The organism is Pseudomonas umsongensis (assembly GCF_012647205.1).
GTDB lineage: Bacteria > Pseudomonadota > Gammaproteobacteria > Pseudomonadales > Pseudomonadaceae > Aquipseudomonas > Aquipseudomonas umsongensis.
The window spans coordinates 25,040-45,092 of the sequence record NZ_CP051487.1 but is presented as its reverse complement, the minus strand read 5'-3'; the positions used below and the strand labels follow the sequence as shown (position 1 = coordinate 45,092).

Sequence of the window (20,053 nt, the reverse complement as noted above, 5' to 3'; positions counted from 1 at the left end):
ATTGTGCTACCAAACGGCAGGTTTGGAATCGTTAAACGTATCTCGAAAATGATGAATTTCCTTACAAAATTGAGGAAGCATCTGACGCTTTTTTAAGGTTGGCCTTCGGAAGCGCGACGGTTAGTTTGGTCACTCCCAATCTTCATCGGAGATATACCATGCCCAAGGCCAAAGAATTGCCCGCCAGATTAGAAAGCGCTAGCACTACCCCGTACATGTCCGCGACTTCAAGAAAGTTGCACCATGCCGCCACCCGCGCCCTGGACCATTACCTGAAACCCAATGCCTTGGTCATGACCGGGGCTCATCCACCCGGCGCGATCTTTGTCGTGGCGCCTGACATCGACAACGAGACGCTATTAGCCCACGCCTGTGAGTCGTTGGCGTCGGCCAACGTGATGGCAAGTGAAATCGCCGCAATGCTCGAGGGGGCGCACCGCAGTACGATGCTGGCGCTTCAGCAGGTGATCATGCTCGGTGAACTGGCGGTAAATCGAGTGCTGGATAACGTCGCCCCACCACACCCCGTCTGAGTCCAGAAAAGGCAGGCTTTCGTCCGTGACTTGGTAGTCATCGGCGTCAAAAATCCAGGCATCTCCTCCAAACATATCTGGAAGGTGGCGTTCTGGAATTTAATCGCTACACTGCGCCGGCCGTTCATTTTTCTTCTGAGGCTTGCGCATGAAATTTCGTTTTCTGCTGTGGATGCTGGGTTTGTTGATGGGTAAGGCCAGTCGGACCAATCCGGCGTTTCAGCAGCAGCTGGGTGATAAAGAACTGGTGTTTCAACTGCAGACCCTGGACGGGAAAGTAGCGCGGCACTTCCGGGTGAAGGATCAGCGCATCACCAGCAAGGCGGGTGTGTATGCCGAGCCAGCGTTTGCGATTGCCTTCAAGGATGCGGCCTACGGCTTTGCCACGATGCAGGCCAAGAACAAGCAGTTGGCGTTCATGACGGGTATTCAGGACAAGTCGATTCAGATCAAGGGCAACCCGGCGCTGGTGATCTGGTTCCAGGGGTTGACCAAGTATTTGAAGCCGCGGAAGAAGCCAACTAAAGGTAGCTGAGTTCCGATTTTTTGGCCTGATAAGTCGGTTATCTTGCCTCAAAAGAATGTATAGCTATCATTTCTGACAGGTGTTTTAAATGAGGACATGCTCCATTGTGGGGGTCTTAGTACATCAATGCCGACCTGGTGGAGCCTGATCATGAGTCAATCGCAAGCTAAAATAGCTGGGAATTTTTACGATCAAACTTTTGGTATCGGAGGTGTTGTAACCTTCCCAATCGATAATGTCGCCGCTAGTGATTTTCCTCAGGCGATAGCTACCCTGCCACAAAACAAATTGCTGATGGTTACTACTGGTGACGATACAAGTCTAAAAATGGTAAGGCTAAATGAAGACGGATCACTTGACTCGTCGTTTGCCAGTGGTGGGAGTGTCGTTGTTCCGACGTCCCGTATCGGTTATTTTTATGCTAACTCATTGGATTTGTTGCCAGATGACAAGTTTCTTGTTAGTGGCGCGATAAATAACACTGTCGCAATTGTTCGGCAGGTAAAGGATGGTGCGCCAGATCCCTCGTTTGGCGAGAATAATGATGGTCAAGTCAGTTATAACGTTTACAATTTTCTTGATAGCAATAGCTATCCTGGTGCCAGTTTTCACAGCAGTGATGCTGAGGGGGAGCAGGTCGATAAATCAACCGGTTACTCAAGCGGTGTTAGAGGAGTCGCAACTGCACTGGATGGTCAAATTGTTTTGACTCGGACTATCAAAGTCGGCGCAAGCGATTTTAGGGTAATCGTGATTCGACTGAGCGAGAATGGTTCATTGGACGAAACATTTGGTGGTAAGGGCTATGTATTCATTGCTTCCGCTAGCTCGGAGGAGCGTTTTAGTCGTGGGGTACTGTTACAGCAGGACGGTAAAGTTTTGGTTTTCTTTAAGTATAACGGCTATGTCCATGTCATTCGCTATAATCAGGACGGAAGCGTTGACATAAGTTACGGTGATAAAGGAACTGGTATTGTGACCATTCCGAGTATTAACTTATCTAGCACGCTAACTTCGATGGCACTAAAGCCTGGCGGGGGGGTGGTAGCAGCAGGCGATAACTCAAGCGTTTCTGGAAGGAGTACGCTACTCGTTTCACTAACTTCGAATGGCAGTTTTTCCAAAGATTTCAATGAGGGGCAGCCAGCGTTATCTGTTTATTCTGGATATTCAAACAATGTGGTGAAAAGCCTTGCTTTGCAGGATGACGGGCGAATCCTAGTGGGGCTGGCAGTGTTTGTTGGTGATAGTAGAGAGCTGGTCAACCTGGTTGCGCGTTACCTTCCTGATGGGTCTTTTGATACGACGTTTGGTGGCGGAAAAGGGTTTATTGCTTTCGACGCAACTGAGGGCTTTTTCAGATCTCTAGCAGTGTTGCCGGACCACCGGGTGGTTTTTTGTGGGTATGGACGCGTAAGCGGTCTAGCAGGCCATGTGGTGCGCTGCTTGGCTTGATTTCTTCGGCCACCTTTACCCATTGCCAGCATGCTTGCTCCCACAGGAAGATCCAAATCCTTGTAGGAGCGATGCTGGCCCGCGAAGCTTTTAGGGTTGACTGAATTGCGACGCCAGCTCACGCAATAACACTTCAGCCTCCAGCACTTTGCTGACAACGTCTTCGGCTTTAGCACGGCTCAGGCCGAGACGTTCGAGCAGGGCGTCCGGGATATCTTCGTCCGGTCCCGAACCAATGCCCCGGCTGCGCAGCAGGCGTACGGCCAGGCAAACAAGGTTCGGGTATTCGGCGTAGGTGCCGTCGTAGTTTGGATCGTGCTGGAAGCGCAGCGCGGTGGTGAGTTCTTCCGGCATGTCCCAGTAGCGCATCAGCCATGAACCGATCTGTTCGCGACTGATGCCGAGCAGGTGTTGCTCGATGTAGCTGTGGCACAGGTGTGGGTTGACCTCCATGTGACGGCAGATCAGCGAGAAGTGCGGCGGGAACACGTGGGCCAGCAGCAGGTAGCCGAAGTTGTGCAGCAGGCCCGCCAGGTAGGTCAGGCCCGCTTCCGGGCGCTGGGTGCGGGGCATGGCCCGGGTCAGGCCTTCGATGACCGCGGCCGTGTAGATCGATTGCTGCCAGTACGGAGTGCTGTGTTGCGGGCGGTCCTTGGGCAGGCTCAAGGTTTTTCCCAGGGCCAGGCCCAGCGCCAGGTTGATCACCAGGTCGAAACCCAGTACCCGGACGATCGCGTCTTCTACCGAACGAATCTTGCCCGGTGAGGCGTAGTACGGCGATGCGGCCCAGCTCACCACTTGTGCGGCGAGGGCCGGGTCGGTTTCGACCACGCCGGTAATGTCGTCGATAGTGGCGTTAGGGTCGACGCGCAGCTTGATGATCTTCTGCGCCGTTTCGGCCAGCGGTGGAATCTCGATGGTCGCTTCCAGTCGTTGCTGGATACGTCGCGCCGTGAACGCCTGGACGGCTTGGGAGATCTCATCGCGGTCATCGTCAGGGCGATCAAGGTTGGGGCGGATGCTGCTCAGGTTCTCGCCGAAGTTGGCGGCGCTGGCCTTGGTCAGCATGGACCTGAAGGCTTCGCTGGTGATCTCCAGCAGCACGCCCGGCTCCCCCGAATTGACCAGCACCATGGGTTCGCGCAACAGGCTTTCTTCATACAGGCAGGGTGAACTGGTCAGCGATGGCAGGCCCGGCAGCAGGCTCAGGCTGTGTTTGCCGAGCATTTTCTGCAGACGCTCGGTCGACACGGCTGTGAGGCGGCGGCCTGTGAGTTCGGTCAGGCGATTGAGGTCCAGCAATTGACTCTGCGGATACAGCACCATCAGCGCGCCGACACTGTCATCGAGCAGCACGGCCTGGACTTTGCGCGCAGCGTTCAGGCCGTGATGGTCGAGCACTTCTTCGAAGGTAATGCCCATTTTGTCCAGCAGCAGCCGAATGACCGACGGAGCGTGCGGGGCAGCAGGTGCGAGGGCAACTTCGGTCATGGTCTGTATCCGTTCCAAAACAATTTCAGGAGTATAACCAGCTTGCTCAAAGCCATCGCCTGGAAACTGAGACGCTGCTCACACTTGGCCGTATTGCTGCCCGTGGCGCAACCAGCGGTCGAGTAACGGGCTGACATGGTCAGGCCAGCGTTCCAGCAAGGCCTGGGCGGCGTCGCGTACGGCAGGCAGCAGGTCGGCATCGCGCATCAGGTCGGCGACCTTGAATTGGAGCAGGCCGGTTTGCCGTGTGCCGAGCATTTCGCCGGGGCCGCGCAGTTCGAGGTCTTTTTCGGCAATCACAAAACCGTCGTTGGTTTCGCGCATGATACCCAGTCGCTGACGTCCGATCTGGGACAACGGCGGATGATAAAGCAGCACGCAATGGCTGACCGCGCTGCCCCGCCCCACGCGGCCGCGCAACTGGTGCAGTTGCGCCAGGCCCAGGCGTTCGGGGTTTTCGATGATCATCAGGCTGGCGTTGGGTACGTCCACGCCGACTTCAATGACTGTGGTGGCGACCAGCAGTTGCAGGTTGCCGGCCTTGAACTCGGCCATCACCGCCGCTTTTTCGGCAGGCTTCATGCGTCCATGGATCAAGCCGACTTTTAATTCGCCGAGGGCGGCGGTGAGGTCTTCGTGCGTAGTTTCAGCGGCCTGGCAGGTCAGCTCTTCCGATTCTTCGATCAGCGTGCACACCCAATAGGCCTGACGCCCTTCGGCGCAAGCACCGCGCACTCGTTCGATCACTTCGACGCGCCGGGTGTCAGTGACCAGCACCGTGTTCACCGGAGTACGGCCGGGGGGCAGTTCGTCGAGGATCGAGGTGTCGAGGTCGGCGTAGGCGCTCATGGCCAGCGTCCGGGGGATCGGCGTGGCGGTCATGATGAGTTGGTGCGGACACATCCGCCCGCCGACGCCTTTCTGCCGCAGCGCCAAGCGCTGCTGTACGCCAAAACGGTGCTGTTCGTCGATGATCGCCAGCGCGAGATTCTTGAACTGTACTTCGTCCTGGAACAGCGCGTGGGTGCCGACCACCATCGGCGCACCGCCCGCGATCTGCTCAAGCGCGGCGACACGGTTCTTGCCCTTGAGCTTGCCGGCGAGCCACGCGACTTCGATACCCAACGGTTCGAGCCAGCGCTTGAAGGTGATGAAGTGCTGCTCGGCGAGGATTTCGGTGGGCGCCATCAGGGCGACTTGATAACCGGCTTCCAGCGCCTGGAGTGCAGCCAACGCGGCGACCACGGTCTTGCCCGCGCCAACGTCGCCCTGAATCAGTCGCAGCATGGGTTCGTGCTGGCTGAGGTCGTAGGCGATTTCGTTGCCCACCCGTTGCTGCGCGCCCGTCGGGGTGAAGCCGAGGTTGGCTAAATATTGGCCGGGCAGCTTCGTGGCTTTCGGCATCGCTGGCGCGCGCAGGGCACGCATGCTCTCGCGCAGGCGCTGCTGGGACAGTTGATGGGTCAGCAGCTCTTCGAAGGCCAGGCGGTGCTGGGCCCAGTGATGACCCAAGGCGAGTTCGTCGACGTCAGCATCGGCAGGCGGGTTATGCAGGTAGCGGATCGCATCGGCCAGCGGCGCCAATTGGTAGTCGCGGGCCAATTCCTTCGGCAGCCAGTCGGGCAGGCTGCTCGGGCCGAGCAAAGTCAGGGTTTGCATGCACAGCTGTCGAAGACGCTGTTGGGTCAGGCCTTCGGTGAGCGGGTACACCGGGGTCAGGGTTTCATCCACGGGCGGTGGTTCGTCGCCGGTGATGGCGCGGTATTCCGGGTGGTAGATTTCCAGCCCCGAGGCGCCGGGCCGCACTTCGCCGTAGCAGCGAATCCGCGTGCCGCGCTTGAGGCCTTCTTTCTGTGCATTGCTGAAATGATAGAAGCGCAGGCTCAGGCCGCCGGTGCCGTCCTGCATGCGCACGACAAGGCTGCGGCGTCGGCCCATGACCACGTCTGCGCCGCTGACGGTGCCTTCGACGACGGCGTCCTGCCCTGGGCGCAGTGCGCCGATCGGCACTACGCGAGTGCGATCCTGGTAACGCAATGGCAAATGAAACAGAACGTCCTGGAGATTCTCCAGGCCGACCTTGGCCAGTTTTTCGGCCATGGCTTCGCCGACACCCTTGAGTGCCGTCACCGACACTTGCGACAACTCAGTCATGGCGTGGCTTAACCGGCCGTTACCGGTGCGGCGGGTTTGGCCACCGAGCACAGGCGAATGGAGTCAGCGAGAATTTCAATGGCCTTGGGTCGCGGGAAGCTCGCACGCCAGGCAATGGCTACGGTGCGGAATGGCACCGGCGCCGACAGTGGTCGAACCTCGATCACGCCGGGGGCGTAGTGATGGCTATCGACCGCCGACAGCGGCAAGATTGAAATGCCGAGGCCGGAGGCCACCATGTGGCGGATGGTTTCCAGCGAACTGGACTCCACCGTGGTGTGCTTGGCGCCGTCGTTGCCCTTGGCCAGTGTCGGGCAGGCTTCGAGTACCTGGTCGCGGAAGCAGTGCCCTTCGCCGAGCAGCAGCAGGCTCTTGTCGTTGAGCAGGTTGGCGTCGATGGATTCTTTCTGCGTCCATGGGTGCTGGGCCGGCATCAGGACATAGAACGGCTCGTCATAGAGCTGCAAGGTCAGCACGTCGGCTTCGTTGAACGGCAGGGCGATGATGATCGCGTCGAGTTCGCCATTGCGCAGTTTGTCGCGCAGCACGTGGGTGAAGTTTTCCTCGATGTACAACGGCATCTGCGGGGCAACCCGGTGCAGTTGTGGAATCAGGTGCGGAAACAGGTATGGGCCGACGGTATAGATCGCGCCGACCTTGAGCGGCGCGGTCAGCTGGTTCTTGCCAGCCTGGGCCAGTTCGCGAATGCCCTGGGCCTGCTCGAGTACTTTTTGCGCCTGGGCGACGATCCCTTCGCCAACCGGGGTCAAGCGCACGGCGCTTTTGCTGCGCTCAAAAATCAGCACACCGAGTTCGTCTTCAAGCTTTTTCACGCCCACCGACAGGGTTGGTTGGCTGACGTGACAACGCTCGGCGGCATGGCCGAAGTGTTGTTCTTGGGCGAGGGTAACGATGTAGCGTAATTCTGTGAGGGTCATAGCAAGCGTCCATGAAGTTGCGAGCCAAGCATACCGGCTGCAATCGATAGACGCACGTTATCAGAAGGTATGTGGCGTGTAACACAGGGCAATACCGGTTTGCCGTATCCAGATATGCAAAAGGCACCTTATCGGTGCCTTTTGCAGAGCCAGGGGCCTGGATGGCCGGTGTGATCAGCGTCGGCGCTTGTCGATCGAGTACACAAAGGGTGCAACGATTTCGATGGAGCCATTGGTCAGCATGTCGGCCGGCGGCTTGGGCAGCGGTTGGGCACGGCGGATCATGTCCAGGGTCGCCCGGTCCAGATCGGCTGTGCCCGAAGCGCCCACCAGCTCGAAAGACAGGACGTTGCCTTCGCCGTCCACCACGAAACGCAGACGGTTCATGCCTTCCTTGCCCCGTGCCTGTGCACTGGCAGGGTACTTCTTGTACTTTTGCAAGTGCGCCAGCAATGCGCCTTGCCAACTCGCCTTGGCCGCGACTTGAGCCGCTGAAGGGCCTGGTGCGGGCTGTGCGGACTTCTCCGTCGGCGCCTGGGTCGGCTGCGTGTCGGCGGGTTTCTCCTCCGACGGCTTTTCCTTTGGCGGATCAGGCTTCTTCTCTACCGGTTTGGGCGGCTGAGGCTTCGGCTTGGGTTTTACCGGCTTGGGCACGGCAATCTCGGCCTTCGGCGCTTCGGCAAGCTTGGGTATCGGCAATTCTTCAACCGGAGCGGGCGGCTGCGGTGGCGTGACGACCTTCGGCGGTGCAGGCGGTGGCGGGGCGGGAAGCGGTGCCAGTTCGACCATCATTGCCTGAGGTGGTAATTCGATGGGCGGGTGGGCAGTCCAGTTCACGGCCAGTGCGATGGCCAGCGCGTGAACGCCCAGCACGATGGCCAGGCTACCGCTGTAACGCGTCAGCTTATGGCGCGTATTGATCATTTCTTGGCTGCCGTCTCGAGTCCGACCAGGCCCACCTTCAGGTAACCGGCGGCGCGCAGATTGTCCATCACGCTCATCAGGTCGCCGTAATCCACGCCTTTATCGGCCTGGAAGAAGATCGTCGTGTCTTTCTTGCCCTGGGTCCTGGCGTCGAGCGTGGCGCCAAGTGCTTCGACCTTCACTTCGTCTTCGCCGAGGAACAGGCGCTGGTCAGCCTTGACGCTGAGGAACACCGGTTTCTCCGGCCGTGGCGCCGGCTTGGCGGTGGACGCGGGCAGGTCGACCTTAATGTCTACGGTAGCCAGCGGGGCCGCCACCATGAAGATGATCAGCAGCACCAACATCACGTCGATGAACGGCGTGACGTTGATTTCGTGGTTTTCGGACAGATCGTCGTCTGCCCCTTCTTTCAAATGCAGGCCCATGGCCGATTACCCCACTTTCACCATGTGCGGATGTGAGCTGCGCTCAGGCTGGTGGTCGAGGTCGCGGCTGACCAGCAGCAGGACCTCTGCCGACGCGTCGGAGACCTGCGCTTTGTAACCGGCGATGGAGCGGGCGAACACGTTGTAGATCACCACCGCAGGGATCGCTGCAACCAGGCCCAGAGCCGTGGCCAACAGGGCTTCGGCGATGCCGGGGGCGACGACGGCGAGGTTGGTCGTCTGGGTCTTGGCGATGCCGATGAAGCTGTTCATGATGCCCCATACGGTACCGAACAGGCCGACGAACGGCGCTGTGGAACCGATGGTGGCAAGCACGCCGGTGCCGCTGCTCATTTTGCGACCGCAAGCCGCTACCAGGCGCTCAAGGCGGAAGCTGACGCGCTCCTTGATGCCTTCTTTTTCACGGCTGTTGACCGACAGGCGCATCTCTTCGAGGGCATCATGGACCAGCAGGTTGGCCAGGGTGCCTTCCTTTGCCGCAGTGGCGCTGGCTTCCTTGAGGGAGGCGGACTTTTTCAGCTGGGCGATTTCACCGCGCAGGCGACGCTTGGCGCCCATCAACTCAAGACCCTTGGCGATCCAGATGGTCCAGGTGATGATCGAGGCGATGGCCAGGCCGATCATCACGATTTTCACGATGATGTCGGCGTTCTGGTACATGCCCCACGGCGACAGGTCATGGGCCATGCCCAGGGTGTTGTCGGCCTCGAGGACTTCGGGAGCTTCTTCACCAATCGCGTCTGCCGGTACTGCCTGGGCAGGATCGGTCGCGACCGGCGCCGCTGCCGGGCCGGCGTGGTCGGCCTGGGCAGGTGCGGCGGCGGCAGTCGGGGTGGCGGGGGCTTGTGCGTCAGCAAAGGTGGCGGTTGGCGCCAGCATCAGGCTGAGTAGCAGGGCGGCCACCGCGCTCCAGGCGCGAGGTCGTTTGGTTGGCGAAGCGGAGAGTTGAATACGTGTCATGCTGGGCCGGACCTGAAGGAAAAAGACGGTTAATGTTCTTCCAGGCCTCGTAAGGCCGAGAACAAAAGTGGTCCGCATTATTGCAAGTAATTCTTGTTAACAGAAGTAATAGCGTCTCTTTTTTTCCTGCATTGCTAGCCGCTCGTCCATTGCCAGCGCTGGTTTGTCCATTTTCAAGGAGAGTTTTCTGATGTCCGCACCCTCTGTTTTGATCGCCGGTTGCGGTGATGTCGGCAGTCGCCTGGCCACGCAGTTGTTGGCTGGCGGGTGGGAAGTCCATGGCCTGCGCCGTGACGTTTCGCGCCTGCCCGACGGGGTTGTCGGAGTGGCCGGCGACCTGTTCAACAAGGACTGCCCGGCAACTTGGCCGGTCGGTGCGGTGGATTACCTGGTGTATTGCGCGGCCGCCACCGATCACGATGAAGCGGGTTATCGGGCCGCTTATGTCCAGGGCTTGCAGCATGTGCTGGAGTGGCTGGACGACTATGGCCAGGTGCCCAATCGCTTGTTGTTCGTTTCCAGTAGCAGTGTCTACGGCCAGCAGCAGGGCGAGTGGATTGATGAGACTTCGCCAGCCGTGGCGGCGGGTTACTCGGGGCGAGTGATGCTTGAAGCGGAGCAGATTGCTCTCAATAGCGGCATCCCGGCCAGTATCGTGCGTTTGACCGGTATCTACGGCCCGGGTCGTGAATGGTTGCTGACCCAGGTTCGCCGCGGGTATCGCGTGGCGATCGATCCGCCGCTGTACGCCAATCGAATTCATGCCGATGACGCCGCCGGCTTGATGGCGTGTCTGCTCGAGGCGGACCGGCGTGGAGTGGCACTGGACGATGTCTATATAGGTGTTGATGACGAACCCGCCGCGCTGGCGGATGTGGTGGGCTGGTTGCGCGAGTACATGGGTGTGACCGAATGGGCGGAGGACGCCACTGTGCGCCGCACCGGGAGCAAGCGTTGTAGTAACGCGCGGGCGAAGGCGTTGGGTTGGATGCCGAAGTATCCGAGTTTTCGCGAGGGTTATGCGGCGATCATTGAAGGGAATTGTTAACTGCCAGACGCCCGAATCAATCGTGGGAGCGAGCCTGCTCGCGAAGAGGCCGTAACATTCAACATTTATGTCGACTGATACACCGCTTTCGCGAGCAGGCTCGCTCCCACATGGGGCATGTGTGGATTACTGTTTTTCCAGCAGCCACTTGCGATTGCCCGGTGTGTACTGGGGCATTTCGTCTGCCTGGGCGGTATTCACCGCCTGGAAGATTTCCAGTTCCTTGCCTTTGCGTGCAAAGATCCAGGGGTTTCCTTGTCCGTTGAGTTGCAACCACATGTTGTCGTTGCCACCGCTCATCGATGCACAATCACCCGCCAGGCACAGCGCATAGCGATCGGCTTCCGGCAAGCCGATGACCTGGCCGTCGGCCTGGAACTGCACGCTATTGCCTTCGCCGGGGCCGCTGACGACCTTCCAGCTACCGCCCATGTACGCCGTGTACAGCGCGCGTTCGAAACTGGCACCCATCGGTGCGCCATCCGGAACCGGAATCAATGCGCGGTCGAAGACCTGCTCGGGTTCGTTGTCGCTGGCGGCCTGGCTCAGTTGCTTGCCGTCACGCTTGAGCTCGCTGGCAGAGCTGCCATAAAAGTCGACTTTCCAGGCGCCGGACTGTTCGCCCAGCAACTTGCCTTCGACATTTTCAAAACCATTGGTGTAGCGGGCCTGACTGGCTTTGGTGTTGACGTCCCACTCCAGGTTCGGACCATAGGCCTGGAGGGCTTCACGCAGGGGGCCGCCTTTGGCTGCAGCATCGATCGCCGCCTGGTTGATCCAGGTGCCGCTGATATCACGGTCGGCAGGGTTGCTGGCACAACCGCCCAAAAACAGGGCGAGCAGCGAGAGAACAAGCGCTTTGCGCATGGTGGAATCCTTTCAGGCTTTCTTTACTGCAGAGCGGTCGGCGCAGCCATTGGCTGCGCCAGACGCGTTACTCGATGACCAGGATGGCATCCATTTCAACCTGCGAACCCTTTGGCAGGGCCGCAACGCCAATGGCGGCGCGTGCTGGGTAAGGCTGGTCGAAGTATTTGCCCATGATCTCGTTGACCTTGGCGAAATGGCTCAGGTCGGTGAGGAAGATGTTCAATTTGACGATGTCCTTGAACGAACCACCGGCGGCTTCGGCCACGGCCTTGAGGTTCTCGAACACCTGGACGGTCTGTGCTTCGAAGCCTTCGACCAGTTCCATGGTTTTTGGGTCCAGAGGGATCTGGCCCGACATGTAGACGGTGTTGCCAGCCTTGATCGCCTGGGAGTAAGTACCGATGGCGGCCGGGGCCTTGTCGCTGGTGATAACAGTCTTGGTCATGAATGACTCCTTGTAATGGATGGGTGGCTACGCGCGCATGCGGGTGATGCGGATCACCCCGGTCAGGGCGCGCAGTTTCTTGATCACACGGGCCAGGTGCACACGGTCGTGCACGCTGACCACCAGTTGGACCACGCTGATGCGACCATCGCGTTCATCCATGCTGATTTTTTCGATGTTGCCGTCGGCCGCGTTGACGCTGCTGGCCAGCAGGGCGATCAGGCCGCGCTGGTGTTCCAGCTCAACGCGCAGTTCGACGTTGAATTCGCCGGTGACATCCTTGGCCCACGAGAGCTGGATGCATTTTTCCGGGTTGTGGCGGATTTCGCTGATGTTGCGGCAGTTGTCCAGGTGCACGACCATGCCCTTGCCCGCGGACAAATGACCGACAATCGGGTCGCCCGGGATCGGTGTGCAGCACTTGGCGTAGCTGAGGACCAGGCCTTCGGTGCCGCGGATCGCCAACGGGCCTTCGGGGCTGGGTAACTGCTCGCCTTCGCCAAGCAGGCGTCGGGCGACGACGTAGGCCATGCGATTGCCCAGGCCGATGTCTTCAAGCAAGTCTTCGATCAGTTCGAGGCGGTACTCGGCAAGCATCGCTTTCACGCGCTCGGCCGGGATTTTTTCCAGCGAGCTGTCGAAGCCGTTGAGCACCTTGTTCAGCAAGCGTTCGCCCAGGCTGATGGACTCGGAACGGCGCTGCAGTTTCAGCGCATGGCGAATATGGGTGCGTGCTTTGCCGGTAACCACGAAATTGAGCCACGCCGGGTTCGGCCGTGCGCCGGGAGCACTGACGATCTCGACCGTGGAACCGCTTTGCAACGGTTCGGACAGCGGCGCGAGGCGACGGTTGATCCGGCAGGCAATGCAGCTGTTGCCGACGTCGGTGTGCACCGCGTAGGCGAAGTCGACCGCCGTGGAGCCCTTGGGCAGCTCCATGATCCGGCCCTTTGGCGTGAACACGTAGACCTCGTCCGGGAACAGGTCGATCTTCACGCTTTCGATGAATTCCAGCGAGTTGCCGGCCCGTTGCTGCATTTCCAGTACGCCCTTGACCCACTGGCGCGCGCGCGCATGCGTGCCTTTTGGCTGCTCGTCGCCGCTGGATTTGTACAGCCAATGGGCGGCGATGCCGTTGTTGGCCATCTCTTCCATTTCGCGGGTGCGGATCTGGATCTCGATCGGAACACCGTGCATGCCGAACAGCGTGGTGTGCAGCGACTGATAGCCGTTGGCCTTGGGGATCGCGATGTAATCCTTGAAGCGCCCCGGCAACGGTTTGTACAAATTATGAACAGCACCCAGCACGCGGTAGCAGGTATCGACCTTGTCGACGATGATCCGGAATGCATATACATCCATGATCTCGTTGAAGGCCCGACGCTTGCCGCGCATCTTCTTGTAGATGCCGTAGAGGTGTTTCTGGCGCCCGCTGACCTCGCCCTGGATGCCATCGATGGCCAGGCAATGGCTGAGGGATTCTTCGATCTTGTTGACGATTTCCTTGCGGTTGCCCCGGGCGCGCTTGACCGCCTGGTAGATTCGCGCGGAACGCATCGGGTGCATGGCCTTGAAGCCGAGGTCTTCGAATTCTATGCGGATGGCGTGCATGCCCAGCCGGTTGGCGATGGGTGCATAGATTTCCAGGGTTTCCTTGGCGATGCGCCGGCGCTTTTCGCCGGACAGCACTTCCAGCGTGCGCATGTTGTGCAGGCGGTCGGCCAGCTTGACCAGGATCACGCGAATGTCGCGCGCCATGGCCATGGCCATTTTCTGGAAGTTTTCAGCCTGGGCTTCGGCCTTGGTCTCGAAGTTCATCTGGGTCAGTTTGCTGACCCCGTCGACCAGTTCGGCCACGGTTTCGCCAAATTGCGCTTGCAGCGCTTCCTTGGCAATGCCGGTGTCTTCGATCACGTCATGCAGCATGGCCGCCATCAGGCTCTGATGGTCCATGTGCATGTCCGCAAGAATATTCGCCACCGCAAGTGGGTGCGTGACGTACGCCTCACCGCTACGGCGGCGTTGGCCGTCGTGGGCTTGTTCGGCGTAGAAATACGCTCGGCGGACCAGGTTGACCTGGTCTTTGCCGAGGTAGGTCGATAAGCGATCGGCGAGGGCGTCTATGCTCGGCATGATGACTCCTGCCGCAAGCTGTGTTCCCGCGCCGTGCTACGTCGACCAGGCATAGGCTTAGACGGCCTCGTTGGACTCGTCCTCGAATGCAGCGAAAAGCGGTTCATCTTCAACGATTTCGGCTTCGGCGATAGCTGCGTAGTCGATCAGGCCTTCAGCGATTTCACGCAGGGCGACGACGGTAGGCTTGTCGTTTTCCCATGCTACTTTCGGCTCTTTGCCGCCGGTGGCCAGTTGACGGGCACGCTTGGTAGAGAGCATGACCAGCTCAAAGCGGTTATCCACGTGTTCTAGGCAGTCTTCAACGGTTACGCGGGCCATGGTCTTCCTCGTAGCAAATGCAATATGCGCGCTGCCCGGATGGGCGAGCGGACTCAACAGTTTAAAAAATCACCAGCGTTTAGGGAAGCGCTGATTTTTTGACCAAGCTCTTCAACGCGCTGCAAGTGCCAATGTAAAGCCCTTGCAGCTGTTTTGGGAAGAGCTCTTTAGCCGAGTAATTCAGCCAGTAATTTGCCAAAACGTTGCTGCTGGCGTTTTTGTTGCAACTGATTGGCGCGGAAAATCGCCTTCAGGTCGTCCAGTGCGTGGGCGAAATCGTCGTTGATGATCAGGTAGTCGTAGTCGACGTAGTGGCTCATTTCGCTGACGGCTTCGCGCATGCGACCTTCGATGATCTCGTTGCTGTCCTGGCCGCGGTTGTCCAGGCGCTGGCGCAGGGCCTCCTGGCTCGGCGGCAGGATGAAGATCGAGCGCGCCTGGGGCATCAGCTTGCGCACCTGCTCGGCGCCTTGCCAGTCGATTTCCAGGATCAGGTCATGGCCTTCGTCCAGCGTCTGCTGCAGATGGCTCTGCGAGGTGCCGTAGAGATTGCCGAACACCTCGGCGCGCTCAAGGAAATCGCCGTGCTCGATCATCTTCACGAACTGTTCGCGCGAGACGAAGTTGTAGTTCACGCCATCCACTTCGCCCGGGCGCATCGCGCGGGTGGTGTGGGAAACGGAAACCTGGATCTGCGGCTGGGCGTCGATCAAGGCCTTGACCAGGCTGGTCTTGCCGGCGCCCGAAGGCGCGGAAATGATGTAGAGGGTGCCGGTGCTATGGGTCATGGGGTTTGCCTTACTCAATATTCTGCACTTGTTCGCGCATCTGCTCGATCAACACCTTGAGGTTGACCGCAGCCTGGGTGCTGCGCGGGTCGAAGGCTTTGGAGCCCAGTGTGTTGGCTTCGCGGTTGAGTTCCTGCATCAGGAAGTCCAGGCGCCGACCGGCGGCGCCGCCGGACTTGAGCACCCGGCGAACTTCGATGATGTGAGTGCTCAGGCGATCCAGTTCTTCGGCGACGTCGCTTTTTTGCGCGAGCATGACCATTTCCTGCTCCAGGCGCTGCGGGTCCATCTCGGCCTTCATGTCGGCAAAGCGGTCGAGCACTTTCTGGCGCTGGGTGGCGAGCATCTGCGGAACCAGTTCGCGCAGGGTCACCACGTCTTCTTCAATGGACGTCAGGCGATCGTTGATCAGCCGTGCCAGCTCCGCGCCTTCGCGCTCGCGGCCGGCCTTGAGCTCTTTGAGGCCCTGGTTGAACAGTGCCAGTGCCTCGGCGTTCAGCGCTTGCGGGTCGGTCGCGTCGCCCACCAATACGCCGGGCCAGGCCAGCACTTCGAGTGGGTTGAGCGCAGCCGGGTTCTTGATCAGGCTGGCAATGGTCTCGGCGGCCGCAACCAGTTGTGCTGCGCGTGCCTGGTCCACCTGCAGTGGTTTACCGGTATTTTCTTCGGTGAAGCGCAGGGTGCATTCGAGCTTGCCTCGGGAGACAGCCTGGCGCAGCGCTTCGCGTACGGCGCCTTCGAGGTCGCGGAAGGACTCCGGCAGGCGCAAGTGGGGTTCCAGGTAGCGGCTGTTGACCGAACGCAGCTCCCAGCTCAGGGTACCCTGGCCCCCGGCTTTCTCGACGCGGGCGAAGGCGGTCATGCTGTGCACCATGGAGGTACCTCGCAATGCAGATCGGCGCGCAACTGACGTTCCGGCAATCCGATATGAATGAATTTAAGCCGACTGGCAGCAAAGGCGCAGGATTGTAGCGCAGTGGCGTGGATGCGCCCAAACACACGGTGTGACAAAGGCCTGCAGGTCGTCGGCAGCGGGCTGTGCAGAGCCTTCGCTCGTCCGAGGATTTTTTTAGAAGTGCCCAGTCGTGTCTGGCGGCTCTATAATGCTCCGCAGTTTTCCGTCCCCGTACAGGTATCCCTTATGAAACGTCCAAGTGGTCGCGCTGCCGATCAGCTCCGCTCGATCCGCATTACCCGCAACTACACCAAACACGCCGAGGGATCCGTACTGGTCGAGTTCGGTGATACCAAGGTCATCTGCACCGTCAGCGTCGAAAACGGCGTGCCGCGGTTCCTCAAGGGCCAGGGCCAGGGCTGGTTGACGGCCGAGTACGGCATGTTGCCGCGCGCCACCGGCGAGCGTAACCAGCGTGAAGCCAGCCGCGGCAAGCAAGGCGGCCGTACCCTGGAGATCCAGCGCCTGATCGGCCGTTCCCTGCGCGCTGCGCTGGACATGTCCAAGCTGGGTGACATCACCCTGTACGTTGACTGCGATGTGATCCAGGCTGACGGTGGCACGCGCACCGCCTCCATCACCGGCGCCATGGTTGCCCTGGTCGATGCCTTGAAAGTGATCAAGAAGCGTGGCGGCCTGAAAGGCGGCGACCCACTCAAGCAAATGATCGGCGCCGTGTCGGTGGGCATGTATCAAGGCGAACCTGTGCTCGACCTCGACTACCTGGAAGATTCGGCGGCCGAGACCGACCTGAACGTGGTGATGACCAGCACTGGCGGCTTCATCGAAGTCCAGGGCACTGCCGAAGGCGCGCCGTTCCAGCCTGAAGAGCTGAACGCCATGCTGGAACTGGCGAAAAAAGGCATGAACGAAATCTTTGATCTGCAAAAGGCTGCACTGGCCGACTGATCTGGATACCTGTAGGCAAGGAGGGCGCCATGAGTGAAGAGCAACAGCTACTTCCCACCCCGAGCAAAGAGGTTCGGCAGTGGGCTATGTTTTGTCACTTGTCCGCCTTGCTGGGGATCTGGATTCCATTCGGTACGCTGATCGGCCCGCTGGTTCTGTGGCAGATGAAGCGCGAGATGGACCCGTTCATCGACGCGCAGGGCAAGGAGGCGCTGAACTTTCAGATCACGGTCGCCATTGCTTCCGCCATTTGCTTGCTGCTGATGCTGGTGATTATCGGGTTTTTCCTGTTCGGCCTGGTGGCGATTGGGGCGCTGGTCTTGACCATCATCGGTGGTGTGAAAGCCAATGAAGGGGTGCCATATCGGTATCCGTTCACCTGGCGGTTGATCAAATAACGATCAGCGAAGATCTTTTTGTGGGAGCGAGCCTGCTCGCGAAAGCATTGTGCCAGGCGACATTTGTATTAACTGACACTCCGCCTTCGCGAGCAGGCTCGCTCCGACAGAAAACTAATCACCCATAAAAAAGCCGACATCGCTGTCGGCTTTTTTGCATCTGACACTTAGATGGTCAGCGTCCAGTCGTAGTCCACGATCAGTGGCGCATGTTGCGAGAACCGTGGCTGACGTGGCAGGCGCGCGCTGCGTACGAAGCGGCGCAGGCCCGGGGTCAGGATCTGGTAATCGAAGCGCCAGCCGAGGTTGAGCATTTCGGCCTGTTCGTTATCCGGCCACCAGCTGTACTGGTCGCCTTCACGGCTGACTTCGCGCAGGGCATCGACGTAACCCATGTTGCCGACAATCTCGTCCATCCAGGCGCGTTCAGGCGCCAGGAAACCCGGGGATTGCTGGCTGTCACGCCAGTTCTTGATGTCCAGTTTCTGTTGCGCCACATACAGCGAACCACAATAAATGTACTCGCGGCGTTTGCGCCGCTGCTTGTCCAGGTACTTGGCGAAGTCGTCCATGAGCTTGAACTTCTGGTTCAAGTCCTCATCGCCGTTCATCCCGGAAGGAAGCAGCAGGGTTGCAATACTAACTTTGTCGAAATCTGCTTGCAGGTAGCGCCCGTAGCGGTCTGCCGTCTCGAAACCGAGACCGCTGATGACAGCCTTCGGTTGCAACCGCGAGTACAAAGCCACGCCGCCTTGGGCGGGAACTTCGGCGTCGCAGGCATAAAGGAAGTATCCATCCAGTTGGAAGGCTGGATCGTCCAGTTCAAAGGCGGAGGCACGGGTGTCCTGCAGGCAGATGACGTCGGCATTCTGTGCCTGCAGCCAACTGAGCAAACCTCGCTCGACTGCAGCCTGAATACCATTGACGTTCACACTGATGATCCGCATAAATGGCCCCAAAAATCGCGTGCGTGTATGATACACGGCGTCAACCTAATTAGCTAAATCCGTGGTATTTGGGGTTTTTTTCATGCAAGCGTATCAGCGCGATTTCATTCGTTTTGCCATCGATCGCGGCGTTTTGCGCTTCGGTGAGTTCACCCTGAAGTCCGGGCGCACCAGTCCTTACTTCTTCAATGCGGGCCTGTTCAACTCGGGTTCGGCCTTGGCGCAGCTGGGTCGTTTCTACGCTGCAGCCATTGCCGAAAGCGGTATTGGCTTCGATGTTCTGTTCGGTCCGGCCTACAAAGGGATCCCTTTGGCGGCGACCACTGCAGTGGCATTGGCCGAACATCACGGTCGTGACCTGCCATGGTGCTTCAATCGCAAGGAAGCCAAGGCTCACGGTGAAGGCGGTAGCCTGGTCGGCGCGCCGCTGACCGGCAATGTGCTGATCATCGACGACGTGATTACCGCTGGCACCGCGATCCGTGAAGTGATGCAGATCATCGCCTCCCAGGACGGCGCCAAGGCGGCCGGCGTGCTGATCGCCCTGAACCGTCAGGAGCGTGGCAACGGTGAGTTGTCAGCGATCCAGGAAGTGGAGCGTGATTTCGGTATTCCCGTGATCAGCATCGTTTCGCTGAACCAGGTGCTGGAATTCCTCGCCGACGATCCGCAGCTCAAGCAGCATTTGCCAGCCGTTGAAGCCTATCGCGCGCAATTCGGCGTTTAACACGATCCCTGTAGGAGCTGCCGCAGGCTGCGATCTTTTGATCCTGTTTTTTACAAGCCAAGTCAAAAGATCGCAGCCTGCGGCAGCTCCTACAGGGATATTCAGGTTTCATAGGGATCGTGGGCAAAAAAAGACCCCGTTCAGCCAGGCTGAGCGGGGGCTTTTTTGTGCGCTATCGCTTACGGACGCTTGCGATTGCTGATCAGGGTGCCCACACCGGTATCGGTGAAGATCTCCAGCAGAATCGCATTCGGTACCCGACCGTCAATGATCAGCGAGCTGCCCACGCCACCCTGGACCGCTTCCAGAGCACAACGGATCTTGGGCAGCATGCCGCCATAGATGGTGCCGTCGGCGATCAGGTCGTCGACTTGCTGGGTGGTCAAGCCGGTCAGGACCGTTCCCGCCTTGTCCATCAGGCCGGCGATGTTGGTCAGCAGCATCAGCTTCTCGGCTTTCAGCGCTTCGGCGACTTTGCCGGCCACCAGGTCAGCATTGATGTTGTACGACTCGCCGTTTTCGCCGACGCCGATTGGCGCGATCACCGGGATGAAGTTGCCTTTGACCAGCAGGTTCAGCAGCTCGGTGTTGATCCCGACCACTTCGCCCACCTGGCCGATGTCGATGATCTCCGGTTGGGTCATCTCCGGGGTCTGGCGGGTGACGGTCAGTTTCTTCGCACGAATCAGCCCGGCGTCTTTGCCGGTCAGGCCAATGGCGCTGCCGCCATGACGGTTGATCAGGTTGACGATGTCCTTGTTGACCTGGCCACCGAGGACCATCTCGACCACGTCCATGGTAGCGGCATCGGTAACGCGCATGCCGTCGACGAAGTGGCTCTCGATCGACAGGCGCTTGAGCAGATCGCCGATTTGCGGGCCGCCGCCGTGAACCACGACCGGGTTGATGCCCACGGCCTTCATCAACACGATGTCGCGGGCGAAGCCGGTTTTCAGCTCCTCGCTTTCCATCGCGTTGCCGCCGTATTTGATCACCAGTGTCTTGCCGACATAGCGGCGAATGTAAGGCAGCGCTTCGGACAGGACCTTGGCGGTGTTGGCGGCGGCTTCGCGTTCGAGGGTCAT

Annotated in this window: 21 protein-coding genes; 7 read left to right on the top strand and 14 right to left on the bottom strand. The window is 59.4% G+C overall.

Annotated elements, in window-relative coordinates; translation table 11 throughout:
* Positions 1–158: 158 nt before the first annotated feature.
* The 3 genes from HGP31_RS00220 to HGP31_RS00210 all read left to right on the top strand — a co-directional run bounded on the left by HGP31_RS00220 (position 159) and on the right by HGP31_RS00210 (position 2,514).
* Complete coding sequence (locus HGP31_RS00220) at positions 159–533, top strand: DUF6124 family protein (RefSeq protein WP_168756996.1); 375 nt, start codon at positions 159–161, stop codon at positions 531–533.
* A gap of 148 nt (positions 534–681) precedes the next feature.
* Positions 682–1,068, top strand: coding sequence for a hypothetical protein (locus HGP31_RS00215; protein WP_020797918.1), 387 nt, complete (start codon positions 682–684; stop codon positions 1,066–1,068).
* 141 nt (positions 1,069–1,209) lie between these two features.
* A complete protein-coding gene (locus tag HGP31_RS00210; RefSeq protein WP_168756995.1) occupies positions 1,210–2,514 on the top strand; it encodes an NHL repeat-containing protein in 1,305 nt (434 codons plus the stop codon).
* Between the two features lie 90 nt (positions 2,515–2,604).
* On the opposite strand, the gene HGP31_RS00205 is transcribed toward HGP31_RS00210, so the two are convergent.
* From HGP31_RS00205 to exbB, 6 genes are all read right to left on the bottom strand, one after another.
* Entirely contained in the window at positions 2,605–4,005 is a 1,401-nt protein-coding gene (locus HGP31_RS00205) for an aminoacyl-tRNA deacylase and HDOD domain-containing protein (RefSeq protein ID WP_020797916.1), read from the bottom strand.
* A gap of 78 nt (positions 4,006–4,083) precedes the next feature.
* Positions 4,084–6,159 carry an ATP-dependent DNA helicase RecG gene (recG, locus tag HGP31_RS00200; RefSeq protein WP_020797915.1) on the bottom strand — a complete coding sequence of 692 codons (2,076 nt, stop codon included), beginning with the start codon at positions 6,157–6,159 and terminating at the stop codon, positions 4,084–4,086.
* Positions 6,160–6,167: 8 nt separating this feature from the next.
* A complete protein-coding gene (locus tag HGP31_RS00195) occupies positions 6,168–7,097 on the bottom strand; it encodes a hydrogen peroxide-inducible genes activator (protein ID WP_008064487.1) in 930 nt (309 codons plus the stop codon).
* A 174-nt stretch (positions 7,098–7,271) separates the two neighbouring features.
* Positions 7,272–8,021, bottom strand: coding sequence for a TonB family protein (locus HGP31_RS00190; RefSeq protein WP_033045205.1), 750 nt, complete (start codon positions 8,019–8,021; stop codon positions 7,272–7,274).
* On the bottom strand, positions 8,018–8,446 hold the full coding sequence (gene exbD / locus HGP31_RS00185; protein WP_020797913.1) for a TonB system transport protein ExbD: 429 nt from the start codon (positions 8,444–8,446) through the stop codon (positions 8,018–8,020). Before exbD ends, HGP31_RS00190 begins: the two co-directional genes overlap by 4 nt.
* 6 nt (positions 8,447–8,452) lie before the next feature.
* On the bottom strand, positions 8,453–9,427 hold the full coding sequence (gene exbB / locus HGP31_RS00180) for a tonB-system energizer ExbB (RefSeq protein WP_168756994.1): 975 nt from the start codon (positions 9,425–9,427) through the stop codon (positions 8,453–8,455).
* A 190-nt stretch (positions 9,428–9,617) separates the two neighbouring features.
* On the opposite strand from exbB, the gene HGP31_RS00175 reads away from it, so the two are divergent.
* Positions 9,618–10,475 carry an SDR family oxidoreductase gene (locus HGP31_RS00175; protein WP_020797911.1) on the top strand — a complete coding sequence of 286 codons (858 nt, stop codon included), beginning with the start codon at positions 9,618–9,620 and terminating at the stop codon, positions 10,473–10,475.
* A gap of 126 nt (positions 10,476–10,601) precedes the next feature.
* Here HGP31_RS00175 and HGP31_RS00170 read toward each other — a convergent pair whose 3' ends face one another.
* From HGP31_RS00170 to HGP31_RS00145, 6 genes are all read right to left on the bottom strand, one after another.
* Positions 10,602–11,342, bottom strand: coding sequence for a hypothetical protein (locus tag HGP31_RS00170; protein WP_168756993.1), 741 nt, complete (start codon positions 11,340–11,342; stop codon positions 10,602–10,604).
* 67 nt (positions 11,343–11,409) lie between these two features.
* Positions 11,410–11,790 (bottom strand): RidA family protein, encoded by a 381-nt coding sequence (locus HGP31_RS00165; protein ID WP_003229509.1) that lies wholly within the window; start codon positions 11,788–11,790, stop codon positions 11,410–11,412.
* Between the two features lie 27 nt (positions 11,791–11,817).
* The gene (spoT, locus tag HGP31_RS00160) at positions 11,818–13,923 is read right to left on the bottom strand and encodes a bifunctional GTP diphosphokinase/guanosine-3',5'-bis pyrophosphate 3'-pyrophosphohydrolase (RefSeq protein WP_008062824.1); all 2,106 of its coding nucleotides are present in this window, start codon (positions 13,921–13,923) and stop codon (positions 11,818–11,820) included.
* A 57-nt stretch (positions 13,924–13,980) separates the two neighbouring features.
* Positions 13,981–14,244 carry a DNA-directed RNA polymerase subunit omega gene (rpoZ, locus tag HGP31_RS00155; protein ID WP_007921129.1) on the bottom strand — a complete coding sequence of 88 codons (264 nt, stop codon included), beginning with the start codon at positions 14,242–14,244 and terminating at the stop codon, positions 13,981–13,983.
* A 167-nt stretch (positions 14,245–14,411) separates the two neighbouring features.
* Positions 14,412–15,032, bottom strand: a complete 621-nt coding sequence (gene gmk, locus HGP31_RS00150; RefSeq protein ID WP_020797909.1) for a guanylate kinase — start codon at positions 15,030–15,032, stop codon at positions 14,412–14,414.
* Positions 15,033–15,042: 10 nt separating this feature from the next.
* Positions 15,043–15,906: a YicC/YloC family endoribonuclease gene (locus HGP31_RS00145; protein WP_020797908.1), complete on the bottom strand. Its 864-nt coding sequence runs from the start codon at positions 15,904–15,906 to the stop codon at positions 15,043–15,045.
* A gap of 267 nt (positions 15,907–16,173) precedes the next feature.
* Between HGP31_RS00145 and rph the strand changes: the two genes are divergently transcribed.
* Positions 16,174–16,896: a ribonuclease PH gene (gene rph / locus HGP31_RS00140; RefSeq protein WP_020797907.1), complete on the top strand. Its 723-nt coding sequence runs from the start codon at positions 16,174–16,176 to the stop codon at positions 16,894–16,896.
* A gap of 29 nt (positions 16,897–16,925) precedes the next feature.
* Complete coding sequence (locus HGP31_RS00135; RefSeq protein WP_020797906.1) at positions 16,926–17,294, top strand: DUF4870 domain-containing protein; 369 nt, start codon at positions 16,926–16,928, stop codon at positions 17,292–17,294.
* Between the two features lie 167 nt (positions 17,295–17,461).
* On the opposite strand, the gene HGP31_RS00130 is transcribed toward HGP31_RS00135, so the two are convergent.
* Positions 17,462–18,241, bottom strand: a complete 780-nt coding sequence (locus HGP31_RS00130; protein WP_008062840.1) for an exodeoxyribonuclease III — start codon at positions 18,239–18,241, stop codon at positions 17,462–17,464.
* Positions 18,242–18,323: 82 nt separating this feature from the next.
* Here HGP31_RS00130 and pyrE point away from each other — a divergent pair, with 82 nt between their 5' ends.
* The gene (gene pyrE / locus HGP31_RS00125) at positions 18,324–18,968 is read left to right on the top strand and encodes an orotate phosphoribosyltransferase (RefSeq protein WP_020797905.1); all 645 of its coding nucleotides are present in this window, start codon (positions 18,324–18,326) and stop codon (positions 18,966–18,968) included.
* Between the two features lie 179 nt (positions 18,969–19,147).
* Here the strand turns inward: pyrE and argB are convergent, their stop codons facing one another.
* Entirely contained in the window at positions 19,148–20,053 is a 906-nt protein-coding gene (gene argB / locus HGP31_RS00120) for an acetylglutamate kinase (RefSeq protein ID WP_020797904.1), read from the bottom strand.